21 protein-coding genes and 1 riboswitch are annotated in these 26,569 nt (G+C 72.7%); of the genes, 6 read left to right on the top strand and 15 right to left on the bottom strand.

The genetic code is table 11. The features are described from left to right. From ACFWP2_RS05255 to sodN, 3 genes are all read right to left on the bottom strand, one after another. A complete protein-coding gene (locus ACFWP2_RS05255; protein WP_380448459.1) occupies nt 1-885 on the bottom strand; it encodes an ABC transporter ATP-binding protein in 885 nt (294 codons plus the stop codon). Then, nucleotides 882-1,958, bottom strand: a complete 1,077-nt coding sequence (locus ACFWP2_RS05250; RefSeq protein WP_380448457.1) for a FecCD family ABC transporter permease — start codon at nt 1,956-1,958, stop codon at nt 882-884. The genes ACFWP2_RS05255 and ACFWP2_RS05250 overlap by 4 nt, the downstream gene beginning before the upstream one ends. 92 nt (nt 1,959-2,050) lie before the next feature. Further along, nucleotides 2,051-2,200, bottom strand: a riboswitch (cobalamin riboswitch). Nucleotides 2,201-2,301: 101 nt separating this feature from the next. Beyond that, a complete protein-coding gene (gene sodN, locus ACFWP2_RS05245; RefSeq protein ID WP_045699892.1) occupies nt 2,302-2,697 on the bottom strand; it encodes a superoxide dismutase, Ni in 396 nt (131 codons plus the stop codon). 178 nt (nt 2,698-2,875) lie between these two features. Between sodN and sodX the strand changes: the two genes are divergently transcribed. Next, nucleotides 2,876-3,334: a nickel-type superoxide dismutase maturation protease gene (sodX, locus tag ACFWP2_RS05240; protein WP_380448454.1), complete on the top strand. Its 459-nt coding sequence runs from the start codon at nt 2,876-2,878 to the stop codon at nt 3,332-3,334. 102 nt (nt 3,335-3,436) lie between these two features. On the opposite strand, the gene ACFWP2_RS05235 is transcribed toward sodX, so the two are convergent. From ACFWP2_RS05235 to ACFWP2_RS05215, 5 genes are all read right to left on the bottom strand, one after another. Next, nucleotides 3,437-4,018, bottom strand: a complete 582-nt coding sequence (locus tag ACFWP2_RS05235) for a CGNR zinc finger domain-containing protein (protein WP_380448452.1) — start codon at nt 4,016-4,018, stop codon at nt 3,437-3,439. 110 nt (nt 4,019-4,128) lie between these two features. Next, nucleotides 4,129-4,881 carry an amino acid ABC transporter ATP-binding protein gene (locus tag ACFWP2_RS05230; RefSeq protein ID WP_380448931.1) on the bottom strand — a complete coding sequence of 251 codons (753 nt, stop codon included), beginning with the start codon at nt 4,879-4,881 and terminating at the stop codon, nt 4,129-4,131. A gap of 47 nt (nt 4,882-4,928) precedes the next feature. Next, a complete protein-coding gene (locus ACFWP2_RS05225; RefSeq protein WP_380448450.1) occupies nt 4,929-5,903 on the bottom strand; it encodes an amino acid ABC transporter permease in 975 nt (324 codons plus the stop codon). A gap of 38 nt (nt 5,904-5,941) precedes the next feature. Next, nucleotides 5,942-6,865, bottom strand: coding sequence for an ABC transporter substrate-binding protein (locus ACFWP2_RS05220; RefSeq protein WP_380448448.1), 924 nt, complete (start codon nt 6,863-6,865; stop codon nt 5,942-5,944). Nucleotides 6,866-7,284: 419 nt separating this feature from the next. Then, nucleotides 7,285-8,208 carry an ABC transporter substrate-binding protein gene (locus ACFWP2_RS05215; RefSeq protein WP_380448446.1) on the bottom strand — a complete coding sequence of 308 codons (924 nt, stop codon included), beginning with the start codon at nt 8,206-8,208 and terminating at the stop codon, nt 7,285-7,287. 581 nt (nt 8,209-8,789) lie between these two features. Here ACFWP2_RS05215 and ACFWP2_RS05210 point away from each other — a divergent pair. Then, complete coding sequence (locus ACFWP2_RS05210) at nt 8,790-9,983, top strand: NADP-dependent malic enzyme (RefSeq protein WP_380448444.1); 1,194 nt, start codon at nt 8,790-8,792, stop codon at nt 9,981-9,983. A gap of 164 nt (nt 9,984-10,147) precedes the next feature. Beyond that, complete coding sequence (locus ACFWP2_RS05205; protein WP_380448442.1) at nt 10,148-11,110, top strand: zinc-binding dehydrogenase; 963 nt, start codon at nt 10,148-10,150, stop codon at nt 11,108-11,110. A gap of 119 nt (nt 11,111-11,229) precedes the next feature. Here ACFWP2_RS05205 and ACFWP2_RS05200 read toward each other — a convergent pair whose 3' ends face one another. The 7 genes from ACFWP2_RS05200 to ACFWP2_RS05170 all read right to left on the bottom strand — a co-directional run bounded on the left by ACFWP2_RS05200 (nt 11,230) and on the right by ACFWP2_RS05170 (nt 21,917). Next, nucleotides 11,230-12,288 carry a PadR family transcriptional regulator gene (locus ACFWP2_RS05200; protein WP_380448440.1) on the bottom strand — a complete coding sequence of 353 codons (1,059 nt, stop codon included), beginning with the start codon at nt 12,286-12,288 and terminating at the stop codon, nt 11,230-11,232. Nucleotide 12,289: 1 nt separating this feature from the next. Continuing rightward, the gene (locus ACFWP2_RS05195) at nt 12,290-13,198 is read right to left on the bottom strand and encodes a DUF4097 domain-containing protein (protein WP_380448438.1); all 909 of its coding nucleotides are present in this window, start codon (nt 13,196-13,198) and stop codon (nt 12,290-12,292) included. Between the two features lie 221 nt (nt 13,199-13,419). After that, the gene (locus ACFWP2_RS05190) at nt 13,420-13,599 is read right to left on the bottom strand and encodes a DUF6104 family protein (RefSeq protein WP_049649445.1); all 180 of its coding nucleotides are present in this window, start codon (nt 13,597-13,599) and stop codon (nt 13,420-13,422) included. A 46-nt stretch (nt 13,600-13,645) separates the two neighbouring features. After that, complete coding sequence (locus ACFWP2_RS05185; protein ID WP_380448436.1) at nt 13,646-15,637, bottom strand: protein kinase; 1,992 nt, start codon at nt 15,635-15,637, stop codon at nt 13,646-13,648. Nucleotides 15,638-15,900: 263 nt separating this feature from the next. Beyond that, nucleotides 15,901-19,665, bottom strand: coding sequence for a multifunctional oxoglutarate decarboxylase/oxoglutarate dehydrogenase thiamine pyrophosphate-binding subunit/dihydrolipoyllysine-residue succinyltransferase subunit (locus tag ACFWP2_RS05180; RefSeq protein WP_380448434.1), 3,765 nt, complete (start codon nt 19,663-19,665; stop codon nt 15,901-15,903). 233 nt (nt 19,666-19,898) lie between these two features. Beyond that, nucleotides 19,899-21,086 (bottom strand): sensor histidine kinase, encoded by a 1,188-nt coding sequence (locus ACFWP2_RS05175; protein WP_380448432.1) that lies wholly within the window; start codon nt 21,084-21,086, stop codon nt 19,899-19,901. A 93-nt stretch (nt 21,087-21,179) separates the two neighbouring features. Next, nucleotides 21,180-21,917, bottom strand: a complete 738-nt coding sequence (locus ACFWP2_RS05170) for a response regulator transcription factor (RefSeq protein WP_030057574.1) — start codon at nt 21,915-21,917, stop codon at nt 21,180-21,182. Nucleotides 21,918-22,457: 540 nt separating this feature from the next. Between ACFWP2_RS05170 and ACFWP2_RS05165 the strand changes: the two genes are divergently transcribed. The 3 genes from ACFWP2_RS05165 to ACFWP2_RS05155 all read left to right on the top strand — a co-directional run bounded on the left by ACFWP2_RS05165 (nt 22,458) and on the right by ACFWP2_RS05155 (nt 26,562). After that, complete coding sequence (locus ACFWP2_RS05165; RefSeq protein WP_380448430.1) at nt 22,458-23,246, top strand: rhomboid-like protein; 789 nt, start codon at nt 22,458-22,460, stop codon at nt 23,244-23,246. 202 nt (nt 23,247-23,448) lie between these two features. Next, on the top strand, nt 23,449-25,848 hold the full coding sequence (gene lon, locus ACFWP2_RS05160) for an endopeptidase La (protein WP_380448428.1): 2,400 nt from the start codon (nt 23,449-23,451) through the stop codon (nt 25,846-25,848). 144 nt (nt 25,849-25,992) lie between these two features. After that, nucleotides 25,993-26,562, top strand: a complete 570-nt coding sequence (locus tag ACFWP2_RS05155) for a GtrA family protein (RefSeq protein WP_380448426.1) — start codon at nt 25,993-25,995, stop codon at nt 26,560-26,562. Nucleotides 26,563-26,569 lie beyond the last annotated feature (7 nt).

Here is a 26,569-nt window from a genome sequence, read left to right as displayed (position 1 = left end):
TCAGGGGAGCCGGTCGAACAGCAGCTGGAGGGCGCCGGTCTCCGGGTGCCGCACCGGGGTGGCGCGGACGCCGAACACCTCGGCCAGCAGGGCGGGGCGGAGCACCTCGTGGGGCGGGCCGGAGGCGACGATCCGGCCGTCCCGCAGCACGTAGAGCAGGTCGCAGTGGCCGGCCGCCAGGTTGAGGTCGTGCAGCGCGGTGAGCACCGTCGGTCCGGCCTCGCGGGCGAGCGCCAGCACCTCCAACTGGTGGGCGATGTCGAGGTGGTTGGTGGGTTCGTCCAGCACCAGCAGGCGCGGCTCCTGGACCAGCGCGCGGGCGAACAGCACCCGCTGCTTCTCGCCCCCGGACAGGCTCAGGAAGCCGCGTTCGGCGAGGTGCCCGGCCCGGACCTTGCGCAGCGCCTCGGCGCAGCGCTCCTCGTCCCCGGCGGACGGGGCGCCGAACCCGCGGCGGTGCGGCAGCCGGCCCATGGCGACCACCTCGGCCACGGTGAAGTCGAACCCGGCGGAGTGCTCCTGGGTCAGCGCGGCCACCCGGCGGGCGGTGTCGCGGGCGGTGAGGGCGTGCAGGTCGTCGCCGGCCAGCCGCACCACGCCGCCGGCCGGCCTGAGCACCCGGTAGACGCAGCGCAGCAGGGTCGACTTGCCGCTGCCGTTCGGGCCGATCAGGCCGACCACCTGACCGGCGGCGGCCGCCAGGCTCACCTCGTGGACCAGCCGGGTGCCGGCCAGCTCCACCGAGACGGCGTCGACCGCGAGGTCCTCGGCCCGCTCCGGGGCCGGTCCGGTCGGTCCGGTCGGTCCGGTCGGTCCGGTCGGTCCGGTCGGGTCGGTCAGATCGGTCGGGTCGGTCGGGTCGGTCAGGTCGGTCGGGTCGGTCATCGGGCACCTCCGAAGGACTGGCCGCGGCGGCGCATCATCAGCAGGAAGGCGGGCACACCGAGCACCGCGGTGAACACCCCGACGGGCAGTTCGGCCGGCGCCAGCAGGGTGCGCGAGGCGATGTCCACCCAGACCAGCAGCAGCGCCCCGGCGAGCGGCGCGATCACCAGCACCCGGCGGTGCCCGGCGCCGACCAGCATCCGCGCCACGTGCGGCACCAGCAGCCCGACGAAGCCGATCGCCCCGCTGACCGCGACCACGGTGCCGGTGACGGCGGCGGTCACCACGAACAGCTCTCGGCGCAGCCGGCCCGGGTCCACGCCGAGCGAGGCGGAGGTCTCGTCGCCCATGGCGAGCGCGTCCAGCCGTCCGGCGGCGCAGGCCAGGTGGACGAGGCCGGCCAGCACCGTGACGGCGGCGATCGGCACCGAGCCCCAGGTCGCGCCGCCGAGGCTGCCGAGCAGCCACATCATGGCGTCCCGGGCGGCCTCGCCGCGGTCGGCGGCGAAGACCATCAGGGTGGTGGTGGCGGAGAAGCCGTAGGACAGGGCGGTGCCGGTGAGCACCAGGCGCAGCGGGGTGAGCCCGTACGCGGTGCGGGCGGCGAGGTAGACGAGCGTCATGGCGGCCAGGGCGGAGCCGAAGGCGGAGACGGAGATCGCCCACACCCCGAGCGCGGCGAAGGCGCCGAACAGCAGGACGGCGTTGGCGCCGACGGCCGCGCCGGAGGAGATGCCGAGCACGAAGGGGTCGGCCAGCGGGTTGCGCACCAGGGCCTGGACGGCGACCCCGCAGGCGGCCAGCCCGGCGCCGACCACGGCGGCCAGCACGGTGCGCGGCAGCCGGATCTCCCAGACGATCGCGTACGCGGAGGCCTCGTCGGCGTCCAGCCGGCCGCCCGTCAGGCCGGCGCCCAGCAGCCGCAGGACGCGGGGCAGGCCGAGCCCGGAGGAGCCGAGGGCGACCCCGCAGACCAGCGACAGCAGCAGGGCGGCGCCGAGGCCGACGGCGAGCGGGACGACGGGTATGCGACGAGCGGGCGGGCCGACTGCGCGGTCGACGGTGCGGGTCACGGGTGCGCCTTGCCTCGGGCCGCGGGTGCGCCGGGGCGGGCGCGGGCCGCGGGCGTGGCGGGGCGCCGTTCCCCTCGCAGTCCACGGCGAGTTGTCGGGAGTTCGGCGGCCGAGGGCGATCGGGCTGGCGCGGCCGTACGGGGTGGTACGGGCCGTGCTCACCGTTGCGGGTCAGCGCCGGATTCACACCGGACTTCCCCCTCGGACGCCCTGGCAGCATAACAGCCACTCAGGGTAGGCAACCCTTACCGGGGTCGGGGCGGGGCGGGCCGCGGGCCGTGAACGCGCGACCGCCCCCGGCCGGCGGTGCGGACGGGGGCGGTCGGGTGGCGACGCGTCAGGCTCAGGCCTGCTTGGTCTCCCAGAAGATCTTGTCGACCTCGGCGATCAGGTCCAGCAGGGCCTGGCCGGTGGCCGGGTCGGTGGACGCCTTGGCGGCCGAGGCGGCCTTCAGGGTGTCGTTGATCAGCTGGTGCAGCTGCGGGTACTTCTCGAAGTGCGGGGCCTTGAAGTAGTCGCTCCACAGCACCGAGATGTGGTGCTTGACGGCCTCGGCGCGCTGCTCCTTGATGATGATGGCGCGGGCGCGGAAGTGCGGGTCCTCGTTGGCCTGGTACTTCTCCTGGGTGGCCTTGACCGACTCGGCCTCGAGCTTGGCCTGCGCCGGGTCGTACACGCCGCAGGGCAGGTCGCAGTGGGCGTGGGCGGTGGCGCGCGGTGCAAACAGACGAGAGAACATGGGAGTCCTTCCTTAGATCGTCTTCCCGCGCCCGAGATTACCCTTCCGGTCTTCCGGTTTCGCGATCGGGCGGTGGGCCTAGGGCAAAAGGCGGACCAGGAACCGGGGTAATCCGGACATCGGACCGGTGACGGTCCGTACGGCAGACTGGGGGGCGGACGGAGCGGGAGGAGGAGCCGTGGCGCGGAGCACGCGACCGGAGGGCGCCGGAGCCGGGGGGCGCGAGCGGGGCGGTGCGCTGCCGTTCGGGCTGGTCGACGTGGCGGGGCCGTCGATGGTCCCGACCCTGCGCGAGGGCGACCAGCTGCTGGTCCGCTACGGCGCGCCGATCCGGCCGGGCGCGGTGGTGGTCTTCCGGCACCCCTTCCAGCAGGACCTGCTGGTGGTGAAGCGGGCCGCCGAGCGCCGGGCCACGGGCTGGTGGCTGCTCTCCGACAACCGGCCGGTGGACAGCGACAGCCGCAGCTACGGCGCCGTGCCGGACGAGCTGGTGCTCGGCCGGGTGCTGCTGCGGCTGCGCCCGAGCCCGGTCTGGCTGGCGCCGGGGCGCCGGCTGGAGCGGCTGCTGCTCACCCCGCGGCTGGCCCGGGTGCCGGGCCTCTCCCGACGGCTCGGCGTCTGGGTCGAGGAGGTCTAGGCCCTGCGCCCGGGGTCCTGCACCCCGGCCCTGACCCCGGCCCTGACCCCGGCCCTGACCCCGGCCCTGACCCCGGCCCTGCGCCCGGCCCTGCGCCCGGGGTCAGTCCCGGGCCGCCGCCTCCGCCTCCTGGCGCTTGCGGGCCCGGTAGGCGGCCACGTTGGCGCGGGTCGCGCAGCGGTCCGAGCAGTAGCGGCGGGAGCGGTTGGTCGAGGTGTCCAGGTAGGCGTTGCGGCAGGGCGCGGCCTGGCAGATGCCGAGCCGGTCGGCGCCCAGCTCGGTGAGGTGGACGGCCAGGCCCATGCAGGCGACCGCGGTGAAGTGCGCGGTGGCGGTGGGGGAGTTGTCGGCCAGGTGCAGGTGCCAGCGCGGCCGCCCGGCGTCGTCCAGGTAGTCGTGCCCGGAGACCAGCGGGCTGACGGGGTACTCCATCAGCAGGCTGTTCAGCAGGTCGACGCCGCGGGTCTCGTCCCCCTCGGCGGCGGCCTCGAAGACGCCGCGCAGCCGGGTCCGCACCGCCCGCAGTCGGGGCAGGTCGGACTCGTCGGCGAGCGCGGCGGCCCGGGCGGAGTCCGAGAACAGGCCGCGCACGGCCTCCACGGAGGTCAGCGTGTCGGTGCCGCGCTCGGGCTCCTCGGTGTTCACCAGCCGAACGGCGAGATCGGCGTAGGCGGCGAGCTCCACAGGGGTCCTTCCAGATTCGGTAACGGGCTGACTGCATCCAGCCTATTACCTGGGCGGGGCAAACGTCGGCGCCCGGCAGGAGCGGCCTGCCGGGCGCCGACGGTTCGGGCTCAGAGCACCTTGGACAGGAAGGCCCTGGTGCGCTCGTGCTGCGGGTTGGTGAGCACCTCGCGGGGGTTGCCGGACTCGACCACCACACCGCCGTCCATGAACACCAGCGCGTCGCCGACCTCGCGGGCGAAGCCCATCTCGTGGGTGACGACCACCATGGTCATGCCCTCCTCGGCGAGGCCGCGCATGACGTCGAGGACGTCGCCGACCAGCTCCGGGTCGAGCGCGGAGGTCGGCTCGTCGAAGAGCATCAGCTTGGGCTTCATGGCCAGCGCGCGGGCGATCGCCACGCGCTGCTGCTGGCCGCCGGAGAGCTGCGAGGGGTAGTTCCTCGCCTTGTCGGCGAGGCCGACCCGCTCCAGCAGGACCATTCCGCGCTCGCGGGCCGCGGCCTTGCTCTCGCCCTTGACCTGGACCGGCGCCTCCATGACGTTCTCGATGGCGGTCATGTGCGGGAACAGGTTGAAGCGCTGGAAGACCATGCCGATGTCGCGCCGCTTGAGGGCGACCTCGCGGTCCTTGAGCTCGTGGAGCCGGTCGCCCTTCTGGCGGTAGCCGACCAGCTCGCCGTCCACCCAGAGGCGGCCGCCGTTGATCTGCTCCAGGTGGTTGATGCACCGCAGGAAGGTCGACTTGCCGGAGCCGGAGGGGCCGATCAGGCAGAACACCTCGCCCTGCTTGACCTCCAGGTCGATGCCCTTGAGCACCTCGACCGGGCCGTAGGACTTGTGCACGTTCTCGGCGCGGACCATGGGCTCGGCGGAGGCCGCGGCGCCGGCGGGGGTCTTGGTCAGATCGGTCATACGTGACCACCTCCCTCGAGCCCCGGGACGACGTCGGCGGTCGTCTTCGGGGCGGGCTTCCCGGCGAACAGGCCCCGCAGTCGCTGCAGCGGGGTGGGCGGGAGGGTGCGGTTGGAACCTCGGGCGTAGTGGCGCTCGACGTAGTACTGACCGATGGTCAGCACCGAGGTGAAGAACAGGTACCAGAGGCTGACCACGATCAGCAGCGGGATGTTCTGGTAGTTCCGGGAGTAGATCACCTGGCCGGCCCGGAAGATCTCCTCCAGGGAGATCACGGAGACCAGCGAGGTGGTCTTCAGCATCGAGATGGTCTCGTTGCCGGTCGGCGGGATGATCACCCGCATGGCCTGCGGCAGGACGATCCGGCGCATGGTCTGGAACCGGCTCATGCCGAGCGCGTGCGCGGCCTCGCTCTGGCCCTCGTCCACCGACTGGATGCCGCCGCGGACGATCTCCGCCATGTAGGCGGCCTCGTTGAGGCCGAGGCCCAGCAGCGCGGCGACGAAGGTCGGGATCAGCACGTTGGTCTGCTCGGACCAGAACTCCGGCCCCCACGGCACGCCGATCGACAGCTTGGCCCAGATCAGGCCGAGGAAGTTCCAGAACACCAGCTGCACCAGCACCGGGGTGCCGCGGAAGATCCAGATGTAGACCCAGGCGACGCCGGCCAGCAGCGGGTTCGGGGACAGCCGCATCACCGCCAGGACGATGCCGCCGACCACACCCATGAGCATGGCGAGCACGGTCAGTTCCAGCGTCACCAGCAGGCCGTGCATGATGCTGTCGTGGAACAGGTACTGACCGACGATGTCCCACTTGAAAGCGGGGTTGGTGAAGAGGGCGCTCAGCAGCATCGCCGCGAGTACGGCGATGACGACGGCGCCCGCCCAGCGTCCGGGGTGGCGGACGGGAACGGCCTTGATGGTCTCAGGCCGCCCCTTCTCCGCCGTCCCCTTGTCCAAAGAGTTCACGGTGTGGCCTCGGGGGAGAAGATGGAGCGGACGAGGGATCAGGCGGCGCCGTTGACGACCGACTTGTCGATGGCGCCGGCCTCGACGCCCCACTTGGTCAGGATCTGCTTGTAGGTGCCGTCGTCGATCAGCGACTGGACGGCGCCCTGGATGGCCGGGGCGAGCTTGGAGCCCTTGGCCAGGGCGACACCGTAGGGGGCCGTGCCGTAGGTCTCGCCGACCTTCTCCAGCTGGCCGCCGGACTGCTTGATCGCGTAGTCGACGACCTGGGAGTCGGCCATCATCGCCTGGTCGCGCCCGGAGACGACGGCGTTGGTGACGTCCGTCTGGAGGTCGAACTTGTCGCCCCCGTTCTGGATGCCCGGCTTGCCGGCCTTGGCGCAGTCCGGGTCGCGGGTGTCCTTGATCTCGTCGGCCTGGGTGGTGCCGGTCTGGACGGCGACCTTCTTGCCGCAGAGGTCCTTGGGGTCGATCTTCTCCGGGTTGCCCTTCTTCACCGCGACGGCGCTGCCGGAGTTGAAGTAGGTGACCATGTCGACGATCTGCTCGCGCTCCTTGTTGTCCGTGAAGGACGACATGCCGAGCTGGAACTTGTTCGACTGGATGCCGGGGATGATCGCGGTGAAGCCGGAGTCCTGGACCTCGGCCTTCAGCCCGAGCTTGGCGGCGATGGCGTTGGCCAGGTCGACGTCCATGCCGATGATCTTGCCGCTGTCGTCCTTGAACTCGTCCGGGGCGTACGACGCGTCCGCGCCCACCACGAGCTTGCCGGCGGACTTGACGTCGTCCGGGACGAGCGCGGCCAGCTTGGCGTCGGCCTTGACCTCGTTGACGGTGGCGGAGGCGTTGGGGGCGCCGCCGTTGTCGCTCTTGCTGCTGCTGCAACCGGTCAGCACCAGGGAGACCGAGGCGGCGACCACACCGGCTGCGAGGAGCCGGCTGCGCTGGGTACGGGTGGTCATGAGGGGGATCTCCATCCTGGGGGAGAGAGGTCGGGCGGAGCGCGCCGCGGGAGCGGCGCACCGGAACGGCGAGCCGCGCGGCTCGGTACGGGTGCGTGTCGCCGTACGTCGTCGTACGTGCGGGCCGGGTCGTGCAGTTGCCCGGGCGCGGGGGGAGCCGCCCGGGGTTGTACGAGGTACTGCTTCCGCCACCCTCCGCCGAGGTGGACGTTGACCGGACGGCCTCGGCCGGCGGCCGACTCGATCCGAGATGGGGGGAATCCTGCCATCTGATGACAGTCAGGTGGCCCTCATCCAGATCAAAATCGGATAACGAGGGGTCGCACTGTCCGCTATTCGGACTTATTTCGTGCCCCTGTCACTCTGCGCATAGGTATGCGGACCGGTCCGTGCCGTACCCGGCGCCCGCCCCCGACCGCTCAGATGCCCCCGTTGACCACCGCGTTCTGCGCCGCGCCCGCGCTCACGTTCCACTTGGCCAGGATCTTGTCGTACTCGCCGCTGCGGATCAGCTGGTCGATCGCCTTGGCCAGTACGTCGCGCAGCTGGTCGTCGTCCCTGCGCAGCGCGATCCCGTACGGGTTGGAGGTGGACTGCCCGCCGGTCACCTCGAAGCGGCCGCCGCCGTCGGTGGTCTTCGCCGCGTAGGCGGCCACCGGGAAGTCGTTCAGGCCGGCCGCGGCGGCGCCGGAGGCGACCTCGGCCAGCGCCTTGGCGTCGGTGTCCACCTTGTGGGGGGTCAGCGGGCGGCCGGCCCGGGTGCAGACGGACACCTGACGGGTGACGATCTCGTCCTGGGTGGTGCCCTGCTGGAGCGCGACGGTCTTGCCGCACAGGTCGTCCAGGGTCTTGATCCCCTTGGGGTTGCCCTTCGGGACGACGATCGAGGTGCCGGCGATGAAGTAGTCCACGAAGTCCACGCCCGGGCCGGCCTGCTTGCCGTTCTCGTCCAGGGCGTCGCGGCGCCGGCGGGTGTCGCTGAGCGCCGACATCGCCACGTCGTACTGCTTGGCCTGGAGGTTCGGCATCAGCTTGTCGAACGGGGTGTCGACGAACTCGACCCGCACGTCGAGGATCCGGCCCAGGGCGGCGGCGAGCTCCGGGTCCAGGCCGGTCGGCACGCCGTCCGGGCCGCGGAACTCCACCGGGGCGTAGTTGATGTCCATGCCGACCCGCAGCGCCCCGGCCGACCGCTGGGCCTTCGGCAGCTTGCCGCGGAGGTCCTTGACCGGGTCGTCCTGGGCGGCCTGGCCGCCGCCGCAGCCGCTCAGCAGCAGGGCTCCGGCGGTGGCCAGGGCGGCGGCGGCCGGGATCGGACGACGGGCATGGCGGACGTGAGGCATGAGGGAGGCTCCTGTGCGAGGGACGAGCGGCCGCCACTGTGACGCGCGGGTGTACGCGAAATGGCGGACAAGCGATCCTGCCATCCCGGCCTGCCGGGCCCGGCAGCGGGTGTGTCAGAATTCGTTACCGGGTGACCCCCGAACGCTCGAACCAGACCGGCGAGCCCCGACAGGCTCGGGGTGCTCGGGAACGGAAGTCCTCACGTGGCTCCGTATCCGGGGCACCGAATCCCCTCGGCTCTGCGTTCACTCCTACGGGTGCGCGTGCGCTCATGCCGTTGCCGCCGCCGGAGTCCGGTGCTTGTGACGCCCGGGCCCTGAGGCGACAGCGCGGCGATGAACCGTACGTGACGAGGACGAAAAGGCATAGGTGCGATGCCTCCGTCCGACCTACGCTCGGCCCGGAAGCACAAACGGACAACACAAGCCCCATAAAAACCCTCATCCGAGGGCGCCGCCCGACGGCAGCGCCCCGACCCTGACCCCGGGTCCGCTTCGGCGTACCCGGTTTCCGGTTTCCGGCCGGGTCGTCCTGCCCGTCGGCCGCGCGTCCTCGCCAGATCAATGACGAAGAGGTCATCGTGGCAGCGGAGATCATCAGCAGCACCCAGGACACCGACGATCCGGTCGACGCGGTTTTCGCGCTCCACCGCGGCGGCAAGATGGAGATCCGGGCGACCGTCCCGGTGCGCGACGCGGACGACCTGTCCCTCGCCTACACTCCCGGTGTCGCCCGGGTCTGCACGGCCATCGCCGAGCAGCCGGAGCTCGTCAACGACTACACCTGGAAGTCCAACACCGTCGCGGTGGTCACCGACGGCACCGCGGTGCTGGGCCTCGGCGACATCGGCCCGCAGGCCTCACTGCCCGTGATGGAGGGCAAGGCGATCCTGTTCAAGCAGTTCGGCGGCGTGGACGCGGTGCCGATCGCGCTCGCCTGCACCGGCGTCGACGAGATCGTCGAGACCGTGGTCCGGCTGGCGCCCTCCTTCGGCGGCGTCAACCTGGAGGACATCTCCGCGCCCCGCTGCTTCGAGATCGAGCGCCGGCTCCAGGAGGCCCTGGACATCCCGGTCTTCCACGACGACCAGCACGGCACCGCGATCGTCACCACCGCCGCCCTGTGGAACGCCGCCAAGGTGACCGGCCGTGAGATCGGCTCGCTGCGGGCCGTCATCTCCGGCGCGGGCGCGGCCGGCATCGCCATCGCCAAGATGCTGGTCGCGGCCGGCATCGGCGACGTGGCCGTCTGCGACCGCAAGGGCGTGGTGTACGAGGGCCGCGGCGACCTCACCGACGTCAAGGCCGAGATCGCCGCGCGGACCAACCGCACCGGTCTCAAGGGCTCGCTGGCCGACGCGCTGGCCGGCGCCGACGTGTTCATCGGCGTCTCCGGCGGCACCGTGCCGGAGGAGGTCGTCGCGACCATGGCCGAGGGCGCGTTCGTCTTCGCGATGGCCAACCCCACCCCGGAGATCCACCCCGAGGTCGCGCACAAGTACGCCGCGGTGGTCGCCACCGGCCGCAGCGACTTCCCGAACCAGATCAACAACGTGCTGGCCTTCCCGGGCATCTTCGCGGGCGCCCTCCAGGTCCGCGCCTCCCGGATCACCGAGGGCATGAAGCTGGCCGCCGCCAAGGCGCTGGCCGGCGTCGTGGCCGACGAGCTGACGCCGCAGAAGGTCATCCCCTCCCCGTTCGACGAGCGGGTCGCGCCGGCGGTCACCAAGGCCGTCGCCGAGGCCGCCCGGGCCGAGGGCGTGGCGCGGATCTGACGATCCGGCCGGGAATCCGCCGAACGGCCCGGGGCCGGGACACGCGTCACACCCGCGCGTGGTCCCGGCCCCGGCCGTCCGACGACAAAACGGCCCGGGGCCGGGACACGCGTCACACCTCCGCGTGGTTCCCGGCCCCGGCCGTCGCGGCTATCGTCCGGGGCATGTTCGCTGCCTACGCCGCACGTATCGACGCCGCCGACCCGCTGAGCGGGCTGGAGCTGGGCGACCTCCCCGAGCCGCAGGCCCGTCCCGGGTGGAGCGTGGTGACGGTCCGGGCCGCCAGCCTCAACCACCACGACCTGTGGTCGCTGCGCGGGGTCGGCCTGCCCGCCGAGAAGCTGCCGATGATCCTCGGCTGCGACGCCGCGGGCGTCGACGAGCACGGCAACGAGGTGGTCCTGCACTCGGTGATCGGCCAGAGCGGCCACGGGGTCGGCCCGGACGAGCCGCGCTCCATCCTGACCGAGCGCTACCAGGGCACCTTCGCCCAGCGGGTCGCGGTCCCCACCTGGAACCTGCTGCCCAAGCCCGCCGAGCTGAGCTTCGAGCAGGCCGCCTGCCTGCCCACCGCCTGGCTGACGGCCTACCGGATGCTGTTCACCAACGCCGGGGTCAAGCCCGGGGACACCGTCCTGGTGCAGGGCGCGGGCGGCGGGGTGGCGACCGCGCTGATCGTCCTCGGCAAGGCGGCCGGCCTGCGGGTCTGGGTCACCGGACGGGACGAGGCCAAGCGCGCCCGGGCGGTGGAGCTCGGCGCCGACGCGGCCTTCGAGAGCGGCGCCCGGCTGCCCGAGCGGGTGGACGCGGTGCTGGAGACGGTCGGCGCCGCGACCTGGTCGCACTCGGTGAAGTCGCTGCGCCCGGGCGGCACCATCGTCATCTCCGGGGCCACCTCCGGCCCCAACCCGAGCTCCACCGAGCTGAACCGCATCTTCTTCCTGGAGCTCAAGGTGGTCGGCTCGACCATGGGCACCAAGGAGGAGCTGGCCGGGCTGCTCGCGTTCTGCGCCAACACCGGCGTCCGGCCCGTGATCGACTCGGTGCTGCCGCTGGCCGAGGCCCGGGAGGGCTTCGCCCGGCTCGCCGAGGGCGACGTCTTCGGGAAGATCGTCCTCACCCCCTGACGGCCCGGCAGCCCGGGGCCCGGACCCCCCGGCGCCACGGCGCGCCGACGCCCCCTGACGCGCGGCGGCCCGGTGCCCCCCGAACGGGGCACCGGGCCGTCACCTTCCGGACCGTCGGCTCAGCCGAGCAGTCGCTTCAGCCGCTCGCCCGCGGCGCCCAGCACCGCACGGGCCTCGGCCAGCCCGTCCGCGCTGACCCCGCCGTCCCGGGCCGCGTCGCGGACCTGGTCGCGGAAGCGGTCGAGCAGCCGCTCCAGCTCGCGGGCCGGGTCCCCGGCCGGGTCGGTGCGGGTCCACGGCGGCAGGTCGGCCGGGGCGTCGGCCTCGGCCTTGTCCTTGTCCTTGTCCTTGTCCTTGTCCAGGTCGATCCTGGTCACGGTGATCCGCTCGGCGGACCCGGCGGGCGGCTCCTCCGCGCCGTGGCCCCAGCGGGCCGCGTCGGCCAGCCCGGCCAGGCCCTTGGTCAGCTCGGAGAGGCCCTCGGCCAGCCCGGTCGGCCAGTCGCCCTTCGCGGCGTGCTCGCGCACCTGCTGCTCTACCCGGCGCTTGATCCGCAGCGCCTCCTGCTGCGCGGCGGTGCGGGAGGCCTTGGCCTGCTCGCGCAGCCGGCGGGCCTCCGCCTCGGCGGCCTTCGCCTTGGCCTTGGCGGCCTGCTCCTGTTCCCGGGCGCGCTTGGCCTGCTCCTTGGCCTGCCGCTTGAACTGGGCGAACTCCTCCTTGGCGCGCTGCCAGGACTCGTTGTCGCCCCAGGGCCCGGCCCACGGGTCGCCGCCCTCGGCGCGCTCCGGCCGGGGCGCCTGCTTCGCGGCGTTCCACAGTTCCTCGCGCAGGTCCTTGGCGCTGTCCCGGACGTCCTCGCGGATCGCCCCGGCGAGCTGGGCCACGGAGTCGCGGATCTCCACCTCCAGCTCGTCCAACTCGCCCTGGCGGGCTTCGAGTTCGGCGCGTCCGGCGTCGGTCAGCCGGTACACCTTGCGGCCGCCCTCGGTGCTGTGGGCGACCAGGCCCTCCTGCTCCAGCTTGGCCAGCCGCGGGTAGACCGTCCCGGCCGAGGGGGCGTACAGGCCCTGGAACCGCTCCTCCAGCAGCCGGATGACCTCGTAGCCGTGCCGCGGGGCCTCGTCCAGCAGCTTCAGCAGGTAGAGGCGGAGCCGGCCGTGGCCGAACACCGGGGTCATCTCAGGCCTCCTTGGTGAGGTTCGGGGTGCCGGGGCCGGCCGGGAGTTCCTTGACCACCACCGGGCCCTCCTCCTCCGAGTCGGGGCGGCGCAGCACGGTGACCGCGCCGGAGACGGTGGTGACGTTGAGGCTGCCGCGGCCCTCGCCGAGCCGGCCGGAGATCTTCTTGGCGCCCCAGGTGCTGCTCATCTGGAGTTCCTCGAAGGTGCTGGAGACGTCGCCGCTGGTGGAGCCGGCCTCGACGGTGGCGTCGGCCAGCGAGGGGATCCGGACCACGACCGCGCCGCTGACGGTGTTGACCTTGACGTCGGTCTCGCCGGCCACGTCGAGGTCCAGGGTGACGGCGCCGGTGACGGTGTTGGCCTGGATCCGGTCGGCGGTGCCGGCGATCACGGTGAGCTGCCCGGAGACGGTGTTGACCTTCAGCCGGCCGCCGACGGCCTGGGCGTCCACGTCGCCGGTGACGGTGCTGGCCTCGATCCGGCCGGTCACCCCGGCGAGGGTGGTGTCGCCGTTGGCGCTCTGCACCGAGACGTGCCCGTCGACGCCGCTGACGGTGGCGTGGGCCGAGACGGTGCCGACCTTGACCTCGACCCCGGCCGGGACGGCCACGGTGACGCCCGCGATCCGCTTGCGCTTGAAGGAGCCGAAGAAGTTCTTCACCGAGCCGACCGACTTGAGCCAGTCGCCGAACTCGCCCCAGCTGTTGATGTCCTTGTAGGTGACCGTCAGGACGCCGTCCACCAGGGTCACGTGCAGGGGGTCGCCGACCAGTTCGGTGACCTCCAGGCGGGCCGGGCCCTCGGCCGCGACCACGTTCACGGTGCCCTCGATGGTCCGCACGTGCAGCGCGCGCACCGGCTCGTCGAAGGTGATCCTCTCGGTGCCCTCGACCGTCCACTGGCTCATCTCTGCCGCCTCCCGTTGCCGATCGCGATGTATCGCGTTCTCTTTTAAAGACGATATATCGCGTGCTGGCAGAGTCAAGCGTGCCGACCCGGATCCCGACCCCGATCCGTCCCCGATCCCTCCCCGAGTCCTCCCCTACGGGGACGGCCGGGCTCCGTGCCCGAACACGCGTGGGGCCCGGGAGGCGATCGCCTCCCGGGCCCCACGGCGCCGTCACCGGGTCACTCGTCGTCCTCGTCGTCGAGTCGCGCCAGCCAGGTGGCCAGCCGCTCGACCGGGACCTCGAAGTCCGGGTTGAGGTCGACGAACGTGCGCAGCTGCTCGGCCAGCCACCCCAGGGTGACCTCCTCCTCGCCGCGCCGGTTCTCCAGTTCCTCGATGCCTCGGTCGGTGAAGTACACGGTTCGCTCCGGTCCGATGGGGATTGACCTGGTCAGGATAGTCCGGTCAGCTGGCGCGCCAGGTGCTGACGGTGACCTTGGCGGCCCCGGTGGTCGAGTCCGCCTGCTCGATCGCCGCGATGGCGATGTTGCGGGTGACCCGGTCGCGGACGCACAGCAGCCGGCCCGGCGCGACCCGGTTGTACGAGAGGTCGGTGTCCGGCCGGGAGTCGATCGCGGCGGCGCACTGTTCGGCGGTGACGGACGGCTCGGTGATCACCGCGAAGTCCGACTTGTCGTCGCCGTAGCTGGTGAAGGAGTTGGCCCGGCTGCCGCCGGTGCCGCCGGCGTTGACCACGCCCAGGCCCCACTTGATGTCGTTGGAGCGGGGCACCACGGTGCCCGCGTCCAGGTCGATCCGGTAGGCGTCGGAGGAGTACTCGGCGCCGGGGATCGCCAGCGACTTCTTGTCCAGCATCGGGGAGTAGCCGGTCGGCCGGGCCGGGGCCGAGACGGTGCTCTGGCCGGGCTTCGGGGTCGAGGCCGTCACCGGACCGGTGGTGGCGGACGCGGAGGCGCTCGGGCCGGCCGACGTCGGGGCCGGGGCGGGCGCCGGCCCGCCGGTCGGCCCGGGGTTCTGCTGCGCGGAGGAGTTGGTGTCCGACTTCTTGTCGTCGCCCAGCTTCTTCATCAGCACCACGCCGCCCGCGGTGCCGCCGACCGCCATCACCAGGGCGACGGTGAGCAGCACCTTCCAGGACACCCCGCCCTTGCGGCCGGGCTCGGGCTCCGGCGCGGGCGCCGGGGCGGCCGTCACCACCGGGCCGGGCGGCGGGGTGTCGTAGGACGGGGGCTCCGGCTGGAGCCGGGCGGTCGGCGGGGCGGGCAGCACCGGTGCGGTCGGCGACTCGGTGGGCGGCTGCGGGGCGCCGTACGAGCCGACCGGCGGCGGGGTGAAGCCGGCCGGGGGCGTGGCCGGCTGCTGCGGCGGGTGCGCCGCGGTGGCCGGGTGGGTCGGGGCGCCGGCCGGCGGCGGGGGAGCGGCCGGCATCGCGGGCGGCTGGGTCGGCGGGGCGGCGGGCGCGGCCGGCAGCGGGGTGGGCGGCGTCTGGAGGAACTGCTGCTGCGGAAGGTCCGAGCGGCGGGTGATCTCGGTGTTGACCTCGCGCGGCAGCCAGTCGTCGCCGAACCGCAGCTGTCCGCCGACCTCCGGGTGGTTGCGGGCGACCTGGATGATCTCGGCGGGCGTGGGGCGGTCCTCGGGGGACTTCGCCAGGCAGCGCTGGACCAGCTCGCGCAGGTCCGCCGGGACGGCGGTGAGGTCCGCCTCCTCGTGCACCACCCGGTAGAGCACCGCGGTGTCCGGGCCGTCGCCGAACGGCGCGGTGCCGCCGGCCACGTACGCGGCCAGCGCGCCGAGCGCGAAGACGTCGGTGGCCGGGGTGACCGGGCGGCCCTGGGCCTGCTCGGGGGACATGAAGGCGGGGGAGCCGATCCGGTAGCCGGTGCCGGTCAGCGCGGTGGCGTCGGCGGCCCGGGCGATGCCGAAGTCGATCACCCGCGGGCCGTCCCCGGCGACCAGCACGTTGGCGGGCTTGAGGTCGCGGTGGACCACCTCGACGCTGTGGATCGCCTGGAGGGCCTCGGCGATGCCGCCCATCAGCAGCAGCACGGTGCGCACCGGCAGCGCGCCGTTCTCGCGCACCACCTGCTGGAGGGACGGGCCCGGGACGTACGCGGTGACCAGCCACGGGGCGTCGCCGTCCAGGCCGCCGGAGTCGATCACCTGCGCGGTGTAGAGCCCGTGGATGCGCTGGGCGCTGCTGACCTCCTGGGCGAAGCGGCGGCGGAACTCGCCGTCCTCGGCGAACTCCGGGCGCACCACCTTGAGCGCGACCGGGCGCCCGCCCGGGGTGTAGGAGAGGTAGACGCGGCCCATGCCGCCGGCGCCGAGGCGGGCGAACAGCCGGTAGCCGCCGACCTCCCGGGGGTCGTCCGGGAGGAGGGGCTGGAAGACCGGCGGGAGCTGGCCGGCGTCCCGAGGCGTGTCGGCGGTCATGTGGTGGATCCCCCTGGGAGAGCGGTGAGGCGGTACGGCCGTGGCGGCCGGGCGCGTCGACGGGCGCCGGGGCTGCCGACCGGCGAGCCATAACCTATCGATCTGTCAGGAGTGCGCGCACCGCGGTCCCGGATTGGTTGCAGAGCTGGAACCAAACGGGCGGCGGGCACGAACGCCCGCGGCCCCGCACGAACGCCCGTGGCCCCGCCCTCCCGGTGGGGAGGACGGGGCCACGGGCGTGGAGACCGCGGGGCTTCAGCGCGTCAGAGCGCGAAGACCTCCTCGACCAGCGCCTGCTGCTCGGCGGCGTGCCGCTTGGCCGAGCCGACCGCCGGGGACGAGGCGGAGGTGCGGGCGACGCGGCGCAGACGGGCGTCGCCGCCGGTCCGGCCGATGACGACCTGGAGGTGGTCCACCAGGTTCATCGCGATGAACGGCCAGGCACCCTGGTTGGCCGGCTCCTCCTGCGCCCAGACGAACTGGACGTTGTCGCCGTAGCGGGCCAGCTCCTCCTGGAGCTCGGCCACCGGCAGCGGGTAGAGCCGCTCGACCCGGACGATCGCGGTGTCGGTGACGCCGCGCTCGGTGCGGGCCGCCGCCAGGTCGTAGTAGAACTTGCCGGCGGTGATGACCACCTTGCGGACCTGCGCCGGGTCGACGGTGGTGTCGCCGATGACCGGGCGGAACGAGCCGGACAGGAACTCCTCGGTCGCACTCGCCGCGGCCTTCAGACGCAGCATCGACTTCGGGGTGAAGACGACCAGCGGCTTGTGGTGCGGGTTGTGCGCCTGCCAGCGCAGCAGGTGGAAGTAGTTCGACGGCAGGGTCGGCATGGCGACCGTCATGTTGTTCTGCGCGCACAGCTGGAGGAAGCGCTCCGGGCGGGCGGACGAGTGGTCCGGGCCCTGGCCCTCGTAGCCGTGCGGCAGCAGCAGGGTGACGCCGGAGTGCTGGCCCCACTTCTGCTCGGCGGAGGCGATGTACTCGTCCACCATGGTCTGCGCGCCGTTGACGAAGTCGCCGAACTGCGCCTCCCACATGACCAGCGCGTTCGGGCGGGTCAGCGAGTAGCCGTACTCGAAGCCCATGGCCGCGTACTCCGACAGCAGGCTGTCGTAGACGGTGTAGCGGGCCTGGTCCTCGGTGAGGTACTGCAGCGGGGTGTAGTCCTCGCCGGTCTTGCGGTCGATCAGGACGGCGTGCCGCTGGCCGAAGGTGCCGCGGCGGCTGTCCTGGCCGGCCAGGCGGACCGGGTGGCCCTCCATGAGCAGCGAGCCGATGGCGAGGGTCTCGCCCATCGCCCAGTCGATGGTGTTGTCCTCGACCGAGGCGGCGCGGCGCTGGAGCTGCGGCATCAGGCGCGGGTGGACGGTCAGCCAGTCCGGGTGGTTGACCTGCGAGGCGGCGATCCGCTTGACCATCTCCTGGGAGATGCCGGTCCGGATGGAGACCGGGAAGTCGGCGACCGGCTTGCCGGCGGTGGCGTCGGCCGGCGCCTGGGCCGCGTCGCGGACCTCGGCGAAGACCTTCTCCAGCTGTCCCTGGAAGTCCTGGAGCGCCTGCTCCGCCTCTTCCATGGTGATGTCGCCGCGACCGATCAGGCCCTCGGTGTACAGCTTGCGCACCGAGCGCTTCTTGTCGATCAGGTCGTACATCAGCGGCTGGGTGAACGACGGGTTGTCGGCCTCGTTGTGACCGCGGCGGCGGTAGCAGATGAGGTCGATCACGACGTCCTTGTGGAACGCCTGGCGGAACTCGAAGGCGAGCCGCGCGACGCGGACCACGGCCTCCGGGTCGTCGCCGTTCACGTGGAAGATCGGGGCCTCGATCATCCGGGCCACGTCGGTGCAGTACATCGAGGAGCGCGAGGACGCCGGGGCGGCGGTGAAGCCGACCTGGTTGTTCACCACGACGTGCACGGTGCCGCCGGTGCGGTAGCCGCGCAGCTGCGACATGTTCAGGGTCTCCGCGACGACGCCCTGGCCGGCGAAGGCCGCGTCACCGTGGATCTGGATCGGCAGCACCGGGAAGGTGGTGCCGCCCTGGTCCAGGATGTCCTGCTTGGCGCGGGCGATGCCCTCGACGACCGGGTCGACCGTCTCCAGGTGGGAGGGGTTCGCGGCGAGCGAGACCTTGATGGTCTCGCCGTCCAGGCCGGTGAAGGTGCCCTCGGAGCCGAGGTGGTACTTGACGTCGCCGGAGCCGTGCATCGACTTCGGGTCGAGGTTGCCCTCGAACTCGCCGAAGATCTTGCCGTACGGCTTGCCGACGATGTTGGCCAGCACGTTCAGGCGGCCGCGGTGGGCCATGCCGATGACGGCCTCGTCGAGGCGGTGCTCGGCGGCGGCGTCGATGGTCGCGTCCAGCAGCGCGATCAGCGACTCACCGCCCTCCAGCGAGAAGCGCTTCTGGCCGACGTACTTGGTCTGCAGGAAGGTTTCGAAGGCCTCGGCCGAGTTCAGGCGGCGGAGGATCCGCAGCTGCTCCTCGCGCTCGGGCTTCGCGTACGGCTTCTCCAGGCGCTCCTGCAGCCACTTGCGCTGCTTCGGGTCCTGGATGTGCATGTACTCGACGCCGACGGTGCGGCAGTAGGTGTTGCGCAGCAGGCCGAGGATGTCGCGGAGCTTCATCATCTTCTGGCCGCCGAAGCCGCCGACCGCGAACTCGCGCTCCAGGTCCCACAGGGTGAGGCCGTGGGTGGTGACGTCCAGGTCGGGGTGCTTGCGCTGCTTGTACTCCAGCGGGTCGGTGTCGGCCATCAGGTGACCGCGGACCCGGTAGGAGTGGATCAGCTCCATGACGCGCGCGGTCTTGTTGACCTCGTCGTCGTGGGTGGTGGCGACGTCGGTGGCCCAGCGGACCGGCTCGTACGGGATCCGCAGCGACTCGAAGATCTCGTCGTAGAAGCCGTTCTCGCCGAGCAGCAGGCGGTGGATCTCGCGCAGGAACTCGCCGGACGCCGCGCCCTGGATGACGCGGTGGTCGTAGGTCGAGGTCAGCGTCATGATCTTGGAGACGCCCAGGCGGGACAGGGTCTCCGGGGCGGAGCCCTGGAACTCGGCCGGGTACTCCATGGCGCCGACGCCGACGATGGTGCCCTGGTTCTGCATCAGGCGCGGCACGGAGTGCACGGTGCCGATGCCGCCGGGGTTGGTCAGCGAGACCGTGACGCCGGTGAAGTCGTCCATGGTCAGCTTGTTGGCGCGGGCCCGGCGGACGATGTCCTCGTAGGCCTGCCAGAAGCCGAAGAAGTCGAGCGTCTCGGCCTTCTTGATGGCCGCGACGACCAGCTGGCGGTCACCGTTCGGCTTGACCAGGTCGATGGCCAGGCCCAGGTTGACGTGCTCCGGCTTGACCAGGAAGGCCTTGCCGTCCTCCACCTTGTAGCTGTGGTTCATGCCCGGGGCGGCCTTGATGGCCTGGACCAGGGCGTAACCGATCAGGTGGGTGAAGGAGACCTTGCCGCCGCGGGCGCGCTGCAGGTGGTTGTTGATGACGATGCGGTTGTCGATCAACAGCTTCGCCGGCACGGCGCGGACCGAGGTCGCGGTCGGCACCTCCAGCGAGGCGTCCATGTTGGTGGCGACGGCCTTCGCCGGGCCGCGCAGCTGGACCAGCTCGGGGCCGGCGGCGGCGGCCGGTGCGGCCGGCGCCGGGGCGGCGGCCTTGGGGGCCGGGGGCGCGGCGGGCGCGGCGGCGAGCGGGGCCGGAGCGGCGGCCGGGGCCGGGGCCGGAGCGGCCGGGGCGGCGGCGGGCGCGGCCGGAGCAGCGGCGGCCGGGGCCGGAGCAGCAGCGGCGGCGGGGGCAGCGGCAGGGGTCGGCGTGGGGCCGGCCTGGGTCGCGGCCTGGGTCACTGGGGTCACCTCGGTACCGGGCTTGTAGTCGGCGAAAAAGTCCCACCAGGCTCGGTCGACCGAGTTCGGGTCCTGGAGGTACTGCTGGTAGATCTCGTCGACGAGCCACTCATTGGGGCCGAAGCCAGTGGAACTTGCCGAGCTGTTGGGGGTTTCAGGGGACTGTGGCGACACGGCGGCAACCGCCCTCTTCCGCTTCCTTTTGGGATGTTTGGACAGCGGGGATTAAGGCTACGCCCCTGACCGGTGATCGCGCAGTCCCCGGGGCCCAGGCGTCGCCCAGATCACAGTGCTGACCTGCACTTTGGCTGAAAAAGTGCGTTAGAAAGCCGCATCTGAGGGGAACCGATCAGCGTCGATCACGGTACATACCAGGACCAAAGCGGACAAAACTTCGGTCGAATCCTCTAACGATCTTCGTATGCCTCTGTGTCGGATCTGTGACAAATGTCCTGACCGTCGCCCTGGCGCTGTCCGGGCAGCCGGACCTCGATCCGGCAGCCGCGCGGGGACTCGGCCACCGCGATCCGTCCGCCGTGCAGGTCCACCGCCCAGCGGGCGATGGCCAGGCCCAGTCCGGTGCCGCCGTCCGCGCCCGGTCCGGCGGCGGTCGCGGTGCCGCTGCGGCCGAACCGCTCGAAGACCCGGGTGCGGTCGGCCGGCGGGATGCCGGGGCCCTCGTCCTCGACCTCCAGCAGCAGGCCGCCCGCCCCGCCCTCCGGTCTCGCCCGCACCGTCACGGTGCCACCGGGCGGGGAGTGCTTGCAGGCGTTGTCGACCAGGTTGGCGACCACCTGGTGGAGCCGTTCCGGGTCCGCCACGCCGGTCAGGCCGGTGGGGCTGACCTCCAGCGCCAGCCGGACGTCCCCGCGCCGGGAGAAGGCGCCGCCGGCCGTCGCGCCGTCCACGGTGACCCCGCGCAGCACGCCGTCCAGGAACTCGCGCACCTCGAACGGGCGGGCGTCCAGGTCGACCACGCCGTCGTCGATCTTGGAGAGGTCGAGCAGGTGGGTGACCAGCCGGCCGAGCCGCTCGGTCTGCTCCAGCGCCGCTCCCAGGGTGGCCGGGTTGGGCTGGACGACGCCGTCCACCACGTTCTCCAGCACGGCGCGCAGCGCCGCGATCGGCGTGCGCAGCTCGTGCGAGACGTTGGCGACCAGTTCGCGGCGGTGCCGGTCGGCGGCCTGGAGGTCGGCGGCCATGGCGTTGAAGGCGGCCGCCAGCTCGCCGATCTCGTCGCGCGAGCTCACCTCGACCCGGCGGCTGTAGTCCCCGGAGGCCATCGCGCGGGCGGCGGCCGTCATCTCGCGCAGCGGGGCGGTGAGCCCGTGCGCGAGGAACTGCATGAAGAGCAGCGAGGCGATCATGGAGAAGACCACGATGATCCGGATCTGGGTCTCGGACCGGATCGCCACGACCACCATCCCGGTGGCCAGGAACACGGAGACGATCACGAGCAGGGCGAGTTTGCCCTTGATCGAGCGGACCGGGTCGAGCGGCCGGATGTCGGCCCAGACCCGGCGGGCGGCGCGGGCGGCCAGGTTCTGCTGCCGCGTGCCGTCGGATTCCCCGTTGCGTTGCTGTGGAAAGGTCATGGTCCCCTGTGGTCCCCGCGTTGTCCCCCCGCGTGGTGGCACGGCGTCGTCCGGACACGGGCCCCCCGGTGGCCCGTCGCCCGCTCGGCGCCGTCAGGAGAGCGGGGCCTCCAGCGCGTAGCCGACGCCGTGGACGGTGCGGATCCAGCTGGCGCCGATCTTCCGGCGCAGCGCCTTGACGTGGCTGTCCACCGTGCGGGTGCCGGACGCGTCGGTCCAGTCCCAGACCTCGGCCAGCAGCTGCTCGCGGGTGAGCACGGCGCGCGGCTGGGCGGCCAGGCAGGCGAGCAGGTCGAACTCGGTCGGCGTCAGGTGGACGTCGCCCGAGGCCAGCCGGACCCGGCGCTGCACGTGGTCGATCTCCAGCTCGCCGAACCGCAGGCTGCCCAGCGCGGGCGTGCGGGCGGCCTGCTGGGCGCGCTCGACGCGGCGCAGCAGCACGTTGACGCGGGCGGCCAGCTCGCGCATCGAGAACGGCTTGGTCATGTAGTCGTCGGCGCCCACGCCGAGGCCGACCAGCAGGTCCGTCTCGTCGTCGCGGGCGGTGAGCATCAGCACCGGCACCGGGCGCTGGGCCTGGATCCGGCGGCACACCTCCAGGCCGTCGAAGCCGGGCAGCATGATGTCGAGGACCACCAGGTCCGGCTGCCAGGTGTGGAAGCCGTCGACCGCGCCGGGGCCGTCGTGGGCCACGGCGACCTTGAATCCCTCGGCGCCCAGCCGGGCGGCGATCGACTCGGCGATCGTGGGCTCGTCCTCCACCACCAGGACTCTGCGTTGGCTGCTCACAGTGCCACCGGTGTTGTGGTTGTCCTGCTGGATTTCTGTCACGGTCACGCCACCGCCCCCAGGGCTGCGGGCCGGCCACCTGTGGGGATGGCGGGGCTCCGCTCGTAGTCTTGTTCCGTCGTGGACTGTGCCGGGTCCGCCGTCCCGCCGCGCGATCGGGAGCCGAGGACGGATGGTCGGCCGCCCACTTCTCCCGCGCACTTCGCAGCGTACGGACAGCGGATGCTTCCCGGCAGGTGGACCGGACGTTTCCGGCCCGTGGGCCGGCTTTCGGGCCGCCCTCGGACCCACTGCACGAGTGGGCACGGGCCGATACCTTACCCGGCGAATTTTCACTGCGTAACGGTACGTATGCAGTTCAGTTGACGCCAAGTCGCCGGTCAGAGGCCCTACTGAGGGGTCAACCGGGAGAAGGTCTGGACCAATGTCGGGAATCCGGCGGTCCGCTACGGCGACGGTCTTCACGGGCTTTTCCCAGGTGCCTCTCAGAACCTCGACGTACCGTGGCCACGACAACATCCGACCGGGCGGAATCCGCGGTGCGCGCCCGTGCGTTGGGCACCTGGTGAGGAGCCGGCGGGCGTGGCGTGGAGCGGAGGCGGCATGGCGGGACTCGGGCGGGGCGCCGACGGGCGCGGAGCCGCGGGAGCGCCGTACGGAATGCTCCGCCTCGGGCTGCGCACCGGCGTCGTGGAGTGGCTGCTGGGACGGGTGCCGACACCCCGGACGACGCCTTTCACGCTCGGATACCTCGCCGTCGTGGGAGCCACCACGACCTTCGCGAAACTCGCCGATCCGGAACTCGTCCAGCGGTTGCAGGAGGCTTCCAGTTCGGACGGGCACAACCTGCTCCAGCACCCTTTGCGCGCTCTTGTGCTGAGCGGGTTCTGGGTGGCCGGCGAGGTGTGGATGCCCTACCTGTGGGGATTCGCCCTCACCCTCGCGCCGCTGGAGCGCAGGGTCGGACCGGCCCGGGCGGCGGCGGTGTTCGCGGTCGGGCACGTCGCGGCCACGCTGCTCTCCCAGGGGGTGGTGATCACCGCGGTGGAGACCGGGCGGATGGCGCCCGAGGCGATGGACTACCTGGACATCGGGGTCAGCTACGGCGTGCTCGCCTGCCTGGGCGCGGTGGCCGGGCTGCTCTCCTGGCGCGGGCGGCTGCTCGCGCTGGGCGGCGCCGGGCTGATGATCGCCCAGCAGATCGCCGCCGACAAGGACGTGATCACCGGGGTGGGGCACCCGGCGGCGGTGCTCACCGGGGTCGCGCTGTGGCGCTGGCTGCGCCGGATCGAGCGGCGCCCGCCGAGGCCGCGCCCGGCCGCCGCGACGGCCGCCGGCGGTGCGCCCGCGCGGGTGCGCACGGCGCGTTGACATCGTCGCCCGGCCGGAACCGTACGGACCCGGGGCCTCTTCCCAGGATTCTCCGAGGCGCGCCCGGGCCCGTTTGACGGAGCCGGGTGCGACGCGGTGGGGGCCGATCGGCGTTCGCTCACGGCGAACAGGGGGTCGGGAACATCCGGCCGCCGCCAGGCCTTAGTCAGGTCGACTCAAGTTCGCTGACTGGGGAGAGATCATGGCATCGACGTCCACTCCGCTCACCCTGCCCGTGCTGCCGCTCGACGACGAGGTCGTCCTGCCGGGCATGGTCGTCCCGCTGGACCTGAAGGACACCGAGGTGCGCGCCGCGGTCGAGGCCGCCCGGGCCGCCGCCACCGGCACCGGCAAGCCGCAGGTCCTGCTGGTGCCGCGGGTGGACGGCTCGTACGCGGCGGCCGGCACGCTGGCCACCGTGGAGCAGGTCGGCCGGCTGGCCGACGGAGACCCGGCCGCGCTGGTGCGCGCCGTGCGCCGGGTCCGGATCGGCGTCGGCACCACCGGCCCCGGCGCCGCCCTCTGGGTGGAGACCACGCCGTTCCGGGAGTCCTCGGTGGGCACCCCGGTGGCCGGCCGGGCCGCCGATCTGGTCAAGGAGTACAAGGCGCTGTCCACCCAGTGGCTGCGCAGGCGCGGCGCCTGGCAGATCGTCGACCGGGTGGCGCAGATCGAGGGCGTCGGCGAGCTCGCCGACAACATCGGCTACGCGCCCTTCGCCACCGCCGAGCAGAAGCTCAAGGTGCTGCTGGAGGCCGACCAGGTCGCCCGACTGGAGTACGCGCTCACCCTGCTGCGCGACCACCTCGCCGAGGAGGAGGTCAACGACACCATCCGCAAGGACGTCGAGGAGGGCGTGGCCAAGCAGCAGAAGGAGTTCCTGCTCCGCCGCCAGCTGGAGGCCGTCCGCAAGGAGCTGGCCGAACTCAACGGCGAGGCCGCAGACGAGGAGGGCGACTACCGCGCCCGGGTCGAGGCCGCCGACCTGCCCGAGAAGGTCCGCGAGGCCGCGCTCAAGGAGGTCGACAAGCTGGAGCGCTCCTCCGACCAGTCGCCCGAGGGCTCCTGGATCCGCACCTGGCTGGACACCGTCCTGGAGCTGCCCTGGAACGAGCGCACCGAGGACGCGTACGACATCGCCGGCGCCCGCGCGGTGCTGGACGCCGACCACGCCGGCCTGGCCGACGTGAAGGAGCGGATCGTCGAGTACCTGGCCGTCCGCAAGCGCCGCTCGGACCAGGGGCTCGGGCTGGTCGGCGGCCGTCGAGGGGGCGCGGTGCTGGCCCTGGTCGGCCCGCCCGGCGTGGGCAAGACCTCGCTCGGCGAGTCGGTGGCCCACGCCATGGGCCGTAAGTTCGTCCGGGTCGCGCTCGGCGGCGTCCGGGACGAAGCGGAGATCCGCGGCCACCGGCGCACCTACGTCGGCGCGCTGCCCGGCCGGCTGGTGCGGGCGATCAAGGAGGCCGGCTCGATGAACCCGGTCGTCCTGCTCGACGAGATCGACAAGGTCGGCTCCGACTACCGGGGCGACCCGGCCGCCGCCCTGCTGGAGGTGCTGGACCCGGCGCAGAACCACACCTTCCGGGACCACTACCTGGAGGTCGAGCTCGACCTCTCCGACGTCGTCTTCCTCGCCACCGCCAACGTGCTGGAGGCCATCCCCGAGCCGCTGCTCGACCGGATGGAGCTGGTCCGGCTGGACGGCTACACCGAGGACGAGAAGGTCGTCATCGCCCGCGACCACCTGCTCCCGCGCCAGCTGGAGCGGGCCGGCCTCGGCGGCGAGCAGGTCACCGTGGACGAGTCGGCGCTGCGCAGCCTCGCCGGGGAGTACACCCGGGAGGCGGGCGTCCGCACCCTGGAGCGCTCGATCGCCCGGGTGCTGCGGAAGATCGCCGCACAGGCCGAGCTGGGCGAGCGCGAACTGCCCGCCGCCGTCGGCGCGGAGCACCTGCGCGCCCTGATCGGCCGGCCGCACCACGTGCCGGAGTCCGCCCAGGAGCCGGCCGAGCGCCGTACCGCCGTCCCCGGCGTGGCCACCGGCCTCGCGGTGACGGGCGCCGGCGGCGACGTCCTCTACATCGAGGCCTCGCTGGCCGACGCCGAGACCGGCGGCACCGGGCTGACCCTCACGGGCCAGCTGGGCGACGTGATGAAGGAGTCCGCGCACATCGCGCTCTCCTACCTGCGCTCGCGCGGCGCCGAGCTGGAGCTGCCGGTCACCTCGCTGCGGGACCGCGGTGTGCACCTGCACATCCCGGCCGGGGCCATCCCCAAGGACGGGCCGAGCGCCGGCATCACCATGACCACGGCGCTGGCCTCGCTGCTCTCGGGCCGCAAGGTGCGCACCGACGTGGCGATGACCGGCGAGGTGTCGCTGACCGGGCGGGTGCTGCCGATCGGCGGGGTGAAGCAGAAGCTGCTCGCCGCCGACCGGGCCGGGGTCACCACGGTGATCATCCCCAAGCGCAACGAGGCCGACCTGGACGACGTCCCGGCCGAGGTGCTGGAACGGCTCACCGTCCACCCGGTGGCGGACGTGCGGGAGGTGCTGGAGCTGGCGCTGGAGCCGGCCGGGGCCACGGTGCTGGTGGCCGCCTGACCGGTCGCCCGGGCCGCCCGGAGCGGCGGCCCGGGCGGCGCACCGCGCACCGCGGAACCGTCGGCCTTTCGGGTCGCCGGCGCCCCGAAAGGGCCGTCGGCGGTCCGCAGGGCCGGCGGCACGCCCGCGTGCGAGACTGCGGAGATGCCGTCCCCCACGCAGCGCGCGCTGGCCCGGGTGCCCGACCGGCTGCGCCCCTTCCTGGTACGGCACCGCCGGCTGGTGAAGTTCCTGCTGGTCGGCAGCGGCTGCTTCGTGCTCACCACGGTGGTCGACGTCGAGCTCAAGTTCACCGTGCTGGAGCACAAACCGGTGGTCGCGCTGACCGTCGCCACCGTGATCGGCACCGTCGTCTCGTACGTGCTGAACCGCCGCTGGGCCTTCCGGGCCGCCGGCCGGCAGCGCGAGGTGCTGATGTTCGTCCTGGTCAGCGCCGTGGCGATCGCCGTCAACGACGTCCCCCTGGTGGTCTCCCGCTACCTGCTCGACCTGCGCGAGCCGTACGTCGAGCCCTTCCGGCAGGAGGTCGCGGACTTCCTCAGCGGAATGGTCGTCGGAACCTTCGCGGCGATGCTGTTCCGCTACTGGGCGATGCGGCGGTGGGTCTTCGCCCCGCCCGCCGGGCGGACCCCGGCCGAGCCCGCCCCGGCGCCGACGACGGCGCCGCCGGAACCCGGCTACGCTGCACCCGAGATGCCACGGGATGTGCCGTAAAGGGGCG

Origin of the sequence: Kitasatospora sp. NPDC058444 (genome assembly GCF_042721415.1) — a bacterium.
Classification (GTDB): domain Bacteria; phylum Actinomycetota; class Actinomycetes; order Streptomycetales; family Streptomycetaceae; genus Kitasatospora.
The sequence above is the reverse complement of the archived record's forward strand: the minus strand, read 5'-3'. Positions and strand labels throughout refer to the sequence as shown.

Coding starts and splice junctions, on each gene's coding strand:
- ACFWP2_RS05255 (WP_380448459.1), bottom strand. CDS start 885: ATGACCGACCCGACCGACCTGACCGACCCGACCGACCCGACCGATCTG.
- sodN (WP_045699892.1), bottom strand. CDS start 2,697: ATGTTCTCTCGTCTGTTTGCACCGCGCGCCACCGCCCACGCCCACTGC.
- ACFWP2_RS05230 (WP_380448931.1), bottom strand. CDS start 4,881: ATGGTCCGCGCCGAGAACGTGCACAAGTCCTACGGCCCGGTCGAGGTG.
- ACFWP2_RS05220 (WP_380448448.1), bottom strand. CDS start 6,865: ATGACCACCCGTACCCAGCGCAGCCGGCTCCTCGCAGCCGGTGTGGTC.
- ACFWP2_RS05215 (WP_380448446.1), bottom strand. CDS start 8,208: ATGCCTCACGTCCGCCATGCCCGTCGTCCGATCCCGGCCGCCGCCGCC.
- ACFWP2_RS05205 (WP_380448442.1), top strand. CDS start 10,148: ATGTTCGCTGCCTACGCCGCACGTATCGACGCCGCCGACCCGCTGAGC.
- ACFWP2_RS05200 (WP_380448440.1), bottom strand. CDS start 12,288: ATGACCCCGGTGTTCGGCCACGGCCGGCTCCGCCTCTACCTGCTGAAG.
- ACFWP2_RS05195 (WP_380448438.1), bottom strand. CDS start 13,198: ATGAGCCAGTGGACGGTCGAGGGCACCGAGAGGATCACCTTCGACGAG.
- ACFWP2_RS05185 (WP_380448436.1), bottom strand. CDS start 15,637: ATGACCGCCGACACGCCTCGGGACGCCGGCCAGCTCCCGCCGGTCTTC.
- ACFWP2_RS05175 (WP_380448432.1), bottom strand. CDS start 21,086: ATGACCTTTCCACAGCAACGCAACGGGGAATCCGACGGCACGCGGCAG.
- lon (WP_380448428.1), top strand. CDS start 23,449: ATGGCATCGACGTCCACTCCGCTCACCCTGCCCGTGCTGCCGCTCGAC.
- ACFWP2_RS05155 (WP_380448426.1), top strand. CDS start 25,993: ATGCCGTCCCCCACGCAGCGCGCGCTGGCCCGGGTGCCCGACCGGCTG.